General features: G+C 63.2%; 10 protein-coding genes. 3 read left to right on the top strand and 7 right to left on the bottom strand.

Going from position 1 to position 9491, the window contains the following annotated elements:
* The 3 genes from EN884_RS13835 to EN884_RS13825 form a co-directional block, all read left to right on the top strand.
* A partial coding sequence (locus tag EN884_RS13835) for an aldehyde dehydrogenase family protein (RefSeq protein WP_128360584.1) occupies nt 1–947 on the top strand: 947 nt, incomplete at its 5' end.
* Between the two features lie 186 nt (nt 948–1133).
* A complete protein-coding gene (locus EN884_RS13830) occupies nt 1134–1865 on the top strand; it encodes an SDR family oxidoreductase (RefSeq protein ID WP_013528567.1) in 732 nt (243 codons plus the stop codon).
* Between the two features lie 218 nt (nt 1866–2083).
* Nucleotides 2084–2929: a fumarylacetoacetate hydrolase family protein gene (locus EN884_RS13825; RefSeq protein WP_024502142.1), complete on the top strand. Its 846-nt coding sequence runs from the start codon at nt 2084–2086 to the stop codon at nt 2927–2929.
* Between the two features lie 166 nt (nt 2930–3095).
* Here EN884_RS13825 and EN884_RS13820 read toward each other — a convergent pair whose 3' ends face one another.
* The 7 genes from EN884_RS13820 to EN884_RS13790 form a co-directional block, all read right to left on the bottom strand.
* The gene (locus tag EN884_RS13820) at nt 3096–4094 is read right to left on the bottom strand and encodes an ABC transporter ATP-binding protein (RefSeq protein ID WP_024502143.1); all 999 of its coding nucleotides are present in this window, start codon (nt 4092–4094) and stop codon (nt 3096–3098) included.
* Between the two features lie 15 nt (nt 4095–4109).
* Nucleotides 4110–5165, bottom strand: a complete 1056-nt coding sequence (locus tag EN884_RS13815; RefSeq protein WP_024502144.1) for a Gfo/Idh/MocA family oxidoreductase — start codon at nt 5163–5165, stop codon at nt 4110–4112.
* Between the two features lies 1 nt (nt 5166).
* A complete protein-coding gene (locus tag EN884_RS13810; RefSeq protein ID WP_013528571.1) occupies nt 5167–5634 on the bottom strand; it encodes a DUF4304 domain-containing protein in 468 nt (155 codons plus the stop codon).
* Nucleotides 5631–6470 carry a carbohydrate ABC transporter permease gene (locus tag EN884_RS13805; protein WP_013528572.1) on the bottom strand — a complete coding sequence of 280 codons (840 nt, stop codon included), beginning with the start codon at nt 6468–6470 and terminating at the stop codon, nt 5631–5633. Before EN884_RS13805 ends, EN884_RS13810 begins: the two co-directional genes overlap by 4 nt.
* Nucleotides 6471–6481: 11 nt before the next feature.
* Nucleotides 6482–7411 (bottom strand): sugar ABC transporter permease, encoded by a 930-nt coding sequence (locus EN884_RS13800; RefSeq protein ID WP_013528573.1) that lies wholly within the window; start codon nt 7409–7411, stop codon nt 6482–6484.
* A 244-nt stretch (nt 7412–7655) separates the two neighbouring features.
* A complete protein-coding gene (locus tag EN884_RS13795; RefSeq protein ID WP_013528574.1) occupies nt 7656–8915 on the bottom strand; it encodes an ABC transporter substrate-binding protein in 1260 nt (419 codons plus the stop codon).
* Between the two features lie 2 nt (nt 8916–8917).
* On the bottom strand, nt 8918–9491 hold a 574-nt coding region (locus tag EN884_RS13790; RefSeq protein ID WP_128360583.1), incomplete at its 5' end, for an N-acetylmuramic acid 6-phosphate etherase.

Below are 9491 nucleotides of genomic sequence, written 5' to 3'. Positions count from 1 at the left end.
CGCCCGAGGGTATGTTCGAATATCTCACGGCAAAATTGCCGCTCGGCCCGGTCATCAAGCCGGCGACGATGTCGGCGCAACCGGTCGAGCAGGCCGACGGCGCGGCAATCGACCGTACGGCAAAGCTGTTCATCGGCGGCAAGCAGGTACGGCCGGACGGCAATTATTCGCTCGCCATCGCCACCGCCAAAGGCAAGCTTGCCGGCGAAGTTGGGCTCGGTAGCCGCAAGGATATCCGCGATGCCGTCTCCGCCGCCCGCGGTGCCAAGGCCTGGCCGGAGGCGACCGCCTATAACAGGTCCCAGGTGCTCTATTATCTGGCCGAGAACCTTTCCGGCCGCGCCGGCGAGTTCGCCGCCCGTCTCACCGAATTGACCGGCGCCACGCCCAAGGCCGCGCGGGAAGAGGTAGAACAATCCATCGAGCGGCTGTTCCTCTATGCCGGTCTGGCCGACAAATTCGAGGGCCGCGTGCACCAACCGCCCGCGCGTGCCGTGACATTGGCGCTGCACGAGCCGGTCGGCGTCGTCGGCATCGTCGCGCCGGATGCCTCGCCGCTGCTCGGCCTGATCTCGCTGATTGCACCCGCACTTGCGATGGGCAACACCGTGGTCGCAGTGCCGTCGGAGCGCTACCCGCTGCTGGCGACCGATCTTTACCAGGTCATCGAATATTCCGACATTCCCTCAGGCGCCATCAACATCGTCACCGGTCGCAGCGCCGAACTCGCCGGCGTGCTGGCCAAGCATGACGATGTCGACGGGCTTTGGGTGTTCGCCGATGCCGAGACCTGCGCCAAGGCGGAAGCCGAGTCCATCGGCAACCTCAAGCGCGTCTGGAGCGGCAATGGCCGCGGCATCGACTGGGCATCCGACCAAGCCGCCGGCGACGCCTTCCTACGCCGCGCCGTCGAGGTCAAGAATGTCTGGGTGCCTTACGGCGATTGATGGCCTGCCGGTACTGTTCAGATCGTGTTCGGGCTTGACGCCCGGACAGATGTTCTTTAACGAGAAAAAACATCTTTATCAGTGAACGGTCAACGGCGCAGGCTGCACGATCACGCGTGACTGGCACATGACGCCTTGGCCAGCCGCAGGTAGACCCGGACTATCCCAGCGGACGAGGAGAACAGCATGGCGGATCTGGCAGGCAAGGTCGTTGTCGTCACGGCAGCGGCGCAAGGGATCGGCAAGGCGAGCGCACTGGCCTTCGCAAAAGCCGGCGCCATCGTCTACGCCACCGACATCAACGAGACGCTGCTGGCGGAACTCGCCAAGACGCCAGGGATCAAGACCCGCAAGCTGGACGTGCTCAACGACGAAGCCGTCAACGCCGCCTTTGCCGAGATCGGTGTCGTCGACGTGCTGTTCAATTGCGCCGGTTTCGTCCATTCGGGCTCGATCCTGGAGATGAAGGACGGCGACCTCGATTTCGCGCTGAACCTCAATGTCCGCGCCATGATCCGCACCAGCCGGGCCGTGCTGCCCGGCATGCTGGAACGCGGCGACGGATCGATCATCAACATGGCCTCGCTGGCCAGTTCCACCAAGGGCGTGCCCAACCGCTTCGTCTATGGCCTGACCAAGGCCGCGGTCATCGGCCTGACCAAGGCGATAGCCGCCGACTATGTCGGCAAGGGCATACGCTGCAACGCCATCTGCCCCGGCACGGTCGAGAGCCCGTCGCTGCAGGACCGCATGCACGCGCAAGGCGACTATGATGCCGCCCGCGCCGCCTTCATCGCCCGCCAGCCGATGGGCCGGCTCGGCACGCCGGAGGAAATCGCCGATCTGGCCGTCTACCTGGCCGGCGCCACGTACACGTCCGGGCAGGCCTACAATATCGACGGCGGCTGGTCGATCTGACTGCGGAATCTTGCGTGGGCCGGACGATCTGGCCCGTTGCCGGCGTTCAACAGGGGATCGAACAGTCTGAAAATCCCGCGCGCCGGCTATCTTGTATGGCGATCGCGCTTGTCCGTAGTCAGGTCGGTGAGTACGGTCCGCCGGTTCCTTGAAGGAGCAATCGCCTTGGCGGAAAGTTTGCAAAAGGCCGCGAGGCCGCAATCAGGAGAAGGATTTAGATGAAACTGCTGCGCTATGGCGAGGTGGGAAGCGAACGTCCCGGCCTGCTCGATGCGGATGGAACGATCCGTGATCTCTCCGCTCACGTCACCGATATCGGCGGCAAGGCACTCGATCCGGCATCGCTGGCAGCACTCGCCAAGCTAGATCCGAAGTCGCTGCCGGCGGTTTCCGGCAGCCCGCGCCTCGGCGCCTGCGTTGCCGGCACGGGCAAGTTCATCTGCATCGGCCTGAACTATTCCGACCACGCCGCCGAGACCGGCGCCACCGTGCCGCCGGAGCCGATCATCTTCATGAAGGCAAGCTCGGCCATTGTCGGGCCGGATGACGACGTGCTGATCCCCCGCGGCTCGGAGAAGACCGACTGGGAAGTCGAGCTGGCCGTGGTCATCGGCAAAACCGCCAAATATGTCAGCGAGGCCGATGCGCTCGACTATGTTGCCGGCTATAGCGTTGCCCACGACGTCTCCGAACGCGCCTTCCAGGCCGAGCGCCAGGGCCAGTGGACCAAGGGCAAGAGCTGCGACACCTTCGGCCCGACCGGCCCATGGCTGGTGACCAAAGACGAAGTGGCCGACCCGCAGAACCTCAAAATGTGGCTGACCGTCAACGGCAAGACGATGCAGAACGGCTCGACCAAGACCATGGTCTATGGCGTCAAGTATCTGGTTTCCTATCTCAGCCAGTTCATGTCGCTGCACCCCGGCGACATCATCTCCACCGGCACGCCGCCCGGCGTCGGGCTGGGCATGAAGCCGCCGGTGTTCTTGAAGGCCGGCGATGTGGTTGAACTGGGCATTGAAGGCCTGGGGCAGCAGAAGCAGACGTTCAAGGCGGACGTTTAGGCAGTACATTTCGGGGTCGGCGCTGCCCCCTCATCCGGCCGCTTCGCGGCCACCTTCTCCCCGCTGGGGAGAAGAGACTGGCGTCGGCGCTGACAATCTCCTCTCCCCTCGGGGAGAGGTCAGCCGAGCGAAGCGGAGGCTGGGTGAGGGGGCTGCGCCGGCGTATCTACTTCAGCACCTTCCCATCCGCACCAAACCGATACGTCTTCGCCGGATCCGGCGTCGCATACAGCGTGGCACCCGGCTCGGCATCGTAAACACCAAAAATCCGCACGGTGATCAGCCCGGCCTTCTCGCAGTCGAGATAGAGGTTGGTGTCGGCGCCGAGATGCTCGGCGTGCACCACCGTTCCCTTCCAGGAGCCGGATTTCGGATCGACGGTCAGATGTTCCGGCCGCACGCCGATGGTCCTGGCGGTTTCGCCGAGACGGGCGCCGTCGACGAAATTCATCTTCGGTGAGCCGATGAAGCCGGCGACGAACTCATTTGCCGGCGAATTGTAGAGCTCCATCGGGCCACCGATCTGCTCGATTTTCCCTGCGTTGAGCACCACGATCTTGTCGGCCAGGGTCATCGCCTCGACCTGGTCGTGGGTGACGTAGATCATCGTCGCCTTCAGCCGGCGGTGCAATTGCGCGATCTCGAGCCGCGTGTTGACACGCAGCGCGGCATCGAGGTTCGACAGCGGCTCGTCGAACAGAAACAGCTTCGGCTCGCGCACCACGGCGCGGCCGATGGCGACGCGCTGACGCTGGCCGCCGGAGAGTTCGGCCGGCCGCCTTTCGAGATAGGGCTCCAGCGACAGCATCGACGAGGCGATGCCGATGCGGCGCTCGATCTCCGGGGTCGGCGTGCCGGCCTGCTTGAGGCCGAGGCCCATATTGTTCTTCACCGTCAGATGCGGATAGAGCGCATAGGTCTGGAACACCATGGCGATGCCGCGCTTGGCCGGCGGCGTGGCCGAAACGTCCGCGCCATCGATGACGACGCGGCCCGAGGTCGAATCCTCCAGTCCGGCGATGACCCTGAGCAGGGTCGACTTGCCGCAGCCGGACGGCCCGACGAAAACGACGAACTCGCCGTCGTTCACTTCGAGGTTGATGCCCTTCAGCACCTCGACCGGCCCAAAGGCCTTCTTCACGTTCTCGATGTTCAGCGAGCCCACGGCTTCGTCCCTGTTCTAGAGTTTGACGGCGGCGCCACTGCGCACGCTCTCGTCGGCGGCAAGGCAGACGGCGAGCGATTTGACCGCGTCGTCCATATGTTTGGTGAGATCGAGATCCTCGCGGATTGCCTTCAGCACGAAGGCCTGTTCGAGGTCGCAGAGGTCCTGATGGCCGGGTTCGCCCTCCATCGACAACATCTCGTCTGGCTTGGCGAACTTGCCGTCCGCGCCGGTCGCCGCATTGTGCAGGCGGATGGTCGAGGTCTTGGTGTGGGTGTCGATGTCATCGGACTTCACACCTTCCTTCATGACGATCGACACGCAGCCATTGGGCGAGATGACGTCCTTCACGAAGAAGGCGGTTTCCGAAATCATCGGCCCCCAGCCGGCCTCATACCAGCCGACCGAACCGTCATCGAACAGCACCTGCAAGTGGCCGTAATTGTACATCGAGGGCGCGACCTCGTCGGTCAGCCGCACGCCCATGCCGCGCACTTCCACGGGCTTCGCATCGGTGATCTGCAGCATGACGTCGAGATAGTGCACGCCGCAATCGACGATCGGCGAGGTCGTCTGCATCAACTGCTTGTGCGTCTCCCAGGTATGGCCCGAGGATTGCTGGTTGAGGTTCATGCGGAAGACGTAGGGGCCGCCGAGCTTGCGCGCTTCGGCGATGAGCCTGATCCAGGACGGGTGATGGCGCAGGATGTAGCCGATCACCAGCTTCCTGCCGTTGGCCTTGGCCGCCGCGACGACGCGCCTGGCATCGGCCACCGTCGTTGCCAGCGGCTTTTCGACGAAGACGTGGCAACCGGCCTCGAACGCCTTCACCGCATAGTCGGCATGGCTGTCGGAATAGGTGGCGATGCAGGCGACATCGGGCTTTTCGTCACGCAATGCCTCGTCGAAGGAGCGCCTGATGCCGTAACCCGACAGCCCGTCCGGCAGCGGCACGTCGGAGCGATTGATCAGCGCCGCGATCTGGAAACCTGGATTGGTATGGTAGGCCAGCGCATGGCTGCGGCCCATATTGCCGAGGCCGGCGACGACGACACGCAGGGGTTGGGCCATTTCAATTCGCCTTTTCTTGACTGCGGGCTGCGAGAGCCACCATCACCTGTGGCTCACATTCATCTGCGACCCGCAGGGCTGCTTCTTCGCTGTCACACCGGGACAAAAGTCGAAAGCCATAGGCATCAACTCCGTCCTTGATCAGTGAAAGCCTCTGATCATCAGGCAAGGGATGCTCAAGGTTGAGCGCCTGCTCGAACGCTTTCGACTGCTCGTCTTCCATCTGGGAATTGACGCGCCAACGAATGTGACAATTGTATTCCTTCGGCCGGCGCTCCGGCCCAAGCCGTGCAAACCAGACAGCAGCGTTGATATAGAATTGCGGACCCCAGGAAGACTTCTGAAGGTTCAGCACACAGATCGTCTCCGGCCACTCTCGGTAGAAATTTTTGGCGCGAACGCCCCGGAATCCATAGTGGCTCGCTGTCTCGACGAGGGCCTGTACGATAGCTTCTTCCCCGCCGCTCACTTCACCGCTCCGGAAGTAATGCCGCGGATCAACTGCCGCGAGAAGATGACGTAGAGGATCAGCACCGGCATGATCGCCAGCGACAGCGCCGCCAGGATAGCGTTCCAGTTGGTGACGAACTGGCCGAGGAAGAGCTGCGCGCCGAGCGTCACCGTCTTGGTTTCTTCCGACGGCGCCAGGATCAGCGGGAACCACAGGTCATTCCAGATCGGGATCATGGTGAAGACGGCGACGGTTGCCATCGAGGGCCTGACCAGCGGCAGCACCAGGCGGAAGAAGATGGTGTATTCCGACAGGCCGTCGATGCGGCCGGCATTCTTCAGATCGTCGGACACCTGCTTCATGAACTCCGACAGGATGAACACGGCAAGCGGCAGGCCTTGCGCGGTGTAGACCAGGATCAGCGCCGTCAGCGTGTTGACCAGCCCGCTCGCCACCATCAATTGCAGGATGGCGACGGTGCCCAGCCGGATCGGGATCATGATGCCGAGCGCCAGATAGAGGCCCATCAGCGAGTTGCCGCGGAAGCGGTATTCCGACAGCGCGAACGCCGCCATGGCGCCGAACAGGAGCACGAGGAACAGGGAGGCGACGGTGACGACGAGGCTGTTCTGGAAATAGTGGATGAAGTCGCCCTGGCCGATGACGGTGGTGTAGCCGATCAGGTCGAAGGTTTTGGGCGTCGGCGGCGTCAGCGGCGCGCCGAAGATGCCGGCGCGGGACTTGAACGAGTTCATGATCACCAGGATCACCGGAAACAGCGCGATCACCGTGTAGGTCAACAGGATCGCATGGGCGCCGATGGTGCGGGGTACGGAACGGGTGGCGGTGCTCATCTCTCGGCCCCTCAGAACTGGTAGCGACGCAGGCGCGTCTGGACGAGAAAGAGATAGACGCAGACGCCGCCGAGGATGATCAGGAACATCATCGTGGCGATCGCCGCGCCCATATTGGGGTCGCCGACCTGCAGCTGGAAGCCGAAGAAGGCGCGGTAGAGGAAAGTGCCGAGAATATCGGTCGAATAGTTCGGCCCGGCGAGCGCGCCTTGCGCGGTGTAGATCAGGTCGAAGGCGTTGAAATTGCCGACGAAGGTGAGGATCGAGATGATGCCGATCGACGGCAGGATCAGCGGCAGCTTGATCTTCCAGAACTGCGCCAGGCCGGTGATGCCATCGCATTCGGCGGCCTCGATCACCTCTTCGGGGATCGACAGCAGGGCGGCGTAGATCAGCATCATCGGGATGCCGACGAACTGCCACACCGAAATCAGGCTGAGTGCGGTGAGCGCATATTGTTCCTTGCCGAGCCATGGCGTGAACAGGCTTTTCAGGCCGACGAGATCCATCAGATGCGGCGCTACGCCCCACAACGGGGACAGGATCAGCTTCCAGGCGAAACCGACGATGACGAAGGACAGGATGGTCGGCACGAAGATCGCCGTGCGGTAGAAGGCCGCGAACCTCAGTCTCGGGCTGGACAGAAGCGCGGCCAGCATGACGCCGATCGGGTTCTGCACCAGCATGTGGATGATAAAGAACCAGGTGTTGTTCCTCAGCGCGTTCCAGAAACCCACCGACCAGTTGGGATCGCCGAACAGCATGCGGAAGTTTTCCAGCCCGACGAAGACCTGGTGCTGCTCGATGTTGCGGAACAGCGAGAGCTGCAGCGTGCCGGCGAGCGGCAGGATCATGATTGCCGTGTAGACAAGCACCGCCGGCGCCAGGAAGACGCCTATATGCCAGCGGAACGGTCTTTTCGGTCTGATATCTGCGGCCATGAGTTCGGTCCCCGCCGTCTCTCGGTTCCAAAGGGTATCGATCTAGATGATGCCTCGATGCACGGCCCGACCATTCCTGCCGATGCGGCAGGAACAAAGGCCTGCGACTGATCAGCTAGCCTTCCCCGAAGAGAGGGTAAGGCCGGGAGGCGGTGCCGACAATCGCAATCTGAATAGGCGCACTTTGAATGAGGTAGTCCGGAACCGGCCAGGCGTGCGCCGGCCGGTTCCATTACCTGAGCTCTTACTTGGCCGGATGGTACCAGCTGTCGAGGCCGGTCTGCAGCTTCTTGGCCGCCGCTTCCGGCGTATCGGTGCCGTTGATGACGTTGGCCGATTCAACCCAGGTCTCGTTCTCGAGGTTCGGCGTGCCGCGCGACAGGATCTGGTAGGTCGAGCGGATCGTCGACTTGCACTTGCCGCGCCAGGAGACGAATTCCTGCGCCAGCGGGTCTTCCATCTTCACCGGCGAGGAGTTCAGGCTGAAGAAGCCCGGCAGTGCGTTGGCGTAGATGGTGGCGAAATCCGGCGAGGCGACCCAGGACAGGAAGGTCTTGGCCGCATCGGCGTTCTTCGAAGCCGCATTCAGGCCCATGCCGATATCGGTATGGTCGGAGATGTAGCAGGTGTCGCCGGCCTTCTCGACCGGCGGCGGGAAGGCGCCCATCTTGAACTGCGCCTGGGTGTTGAACAGGCCGATCTCCCACGAGCCGGCCGGGTAGATGGCGGCGCGGCCGAGCGTGAACAGGTTCTGGCTGTCCGGATAGGTCTGCGCCTCGAAGCCATCGCCGAGATAAGGCTTCCACTTGGCCAGTTCCTCATACGGCGCGACCCAGTCCTTGTCGGTCAGCTTCTGATCGCCCTTGATCAGCGCCGCGCGGCCGTCCTCGCCCTTCCAGTAGTTGGGGCCGATGTTCTGGTAGCCCATGGTCGCGGCTTCCCAGAGATCCTTGGTGCCCATCGCCATCGGGATGTAGGTGCCGTCGGCCTTGATCTTGTCGAGCGCGGCGAAGAACTCGTCGCGGGTCTCCGGCACCTTGATGCCGAGCTTGTCAAAGGCGTCCTTGTTGTAGATGAAGCCGTGGATGACCGAAGCCATCGGCACGCAGAAGCTCGCCTTGCCGTCGTCGGTCTGCCAGGCGGACTTGGCCACCGGCGAAAAGTTCTCCATGCCGGGCAGCGCCGAGAGATCGGCAAGGTTGCCCTTCTTGAACAGCTCAAGCGACTTGTCGAACGGGCGGCAGGTGATCAGGTCGCCCGCCGAGCCGGCGGCGAGCTTGGCGCCGAGCGCGGCGTCATATTCGGTCGGAGCCGACGGTGCGAACACGACCTTGATGCCCGGGTTCTTGGCTTCGAAAGCCGGGATCAGCTTGTCCTTCCAGATGGCAAGGTCGTCGCCGCGCCAGCTTTCGATGTTGAGCGTTACGTCGTCGGCGTGAGCCAACCCGGCCGAGCCGAGAATGCTGGTGCCCAAAAGCAGTGCCGTCAGTAGTTTCGTTGTCATGCTCAGTCTCCCTGTTGACCTTTTTCAGGTTCGGTTTTGATGAGAACAGAGGCTTTTGAGCCCTTGCTCCCCTCTATAGCGGAAAGGGCCGGCCGCAACTTCTGGCCGGCCTCTTCCAGTATCTTCTGCGCCGCGTCAGTGCTGTCGGCGCCGGCGGCGAGCAGAATGGCGGTCTTGACCGCGCCGCCGCTCTTTTCGAGCAGGCGGGCCGCTTCGTCCGTGCCGCGGCCGCTGACGGCGGCGACGATACGCGCCGCGCGGTCGCGCAGCTTGATGTTGTCGGCCATGAGATTGACCATGTAGCCGTCATGCACATGGCCGAGATGGATGGCGGTCAGCGTCGACAGCATGTTGAGCGCGATCTTCTGGGCAGTGCCGGCGCCCATGCGCGTGGAGCCGGCGATCAGTTCCGGCGGCGTTTCGAGCAGGATGGCGGTTTGTGCCTGGCGCAGCAGCGCAGAGTCCCTGTTGTTGGCGATGCCGATGGTGGCAGCGCCGCGGCGGGCAGCCTCCTCGATGGCCCGCACGGCATAGGGCGTCGTGCCGCTGGCGGAAATGGCGATCAGGCAGTCGCCC

This window comes from Mesorhizobium sp. M7A.F.Ca.AU.001.01.1.1 (assembly GCF_004022735.1).
In the GTDB taxonomy this organism is placed as follows: domain Bacteria; phylum Pseudomonadota; class Alphaproteobacteria; order Rhizobiales; family Rhizobiaceae; genus Mesorhizobium; species Mesorhizobium ciceri.
This window is presented reverse-complemented; position numbering and strand designations above follow the sequence as displayed.

Bases quoted from the DNA above. Each gene is read 5' to 3' on its own strand.
- EN884_RS13830 (WP_013528567.1), top strand. From the start codon at position 1,134: ATGGCGGATCTGGCAGGCAAGGTCGTTGTCGTCACGGCAGCGGCGCAA.
- EN884_RS13825 (WP_024502142.1), top strand. From the start codon at position 2,084: ATGAAACTGCTGCGCTATGGCGAGGTGGGAAGCGAACGTCCCGGCCTG.
- EN884_RS13815 (WP_024502144.1), bottom strand. From the start codon at position 5,165: ATGGCCCAACCCCTGCGTGTCGTCGTCGCCGGCCTCGGCAATATGGGC.
- EN884_RS13805 (WP_013528572.1), bottom strand. From the start codon at position 6,470: ATGAGCACCGCCACCCGTTCCGTACCCCGCACCATCGGCGCCCATGCG.
- EN884_RS13800 (WP_013528573.1), bottom strand. From the start codon at position 7,411: ATGGCCGCAGATATCAGACCGAAAAGACCGTTCCGCTGGCATATAGGC.
- EN884_RS13795 (WP_013528574.1), bottom strand. From the start codon at position 8,915: ATGACAACGAAACTACTGACGGCACTGCTTTTGGGCACCAGCATTCTC.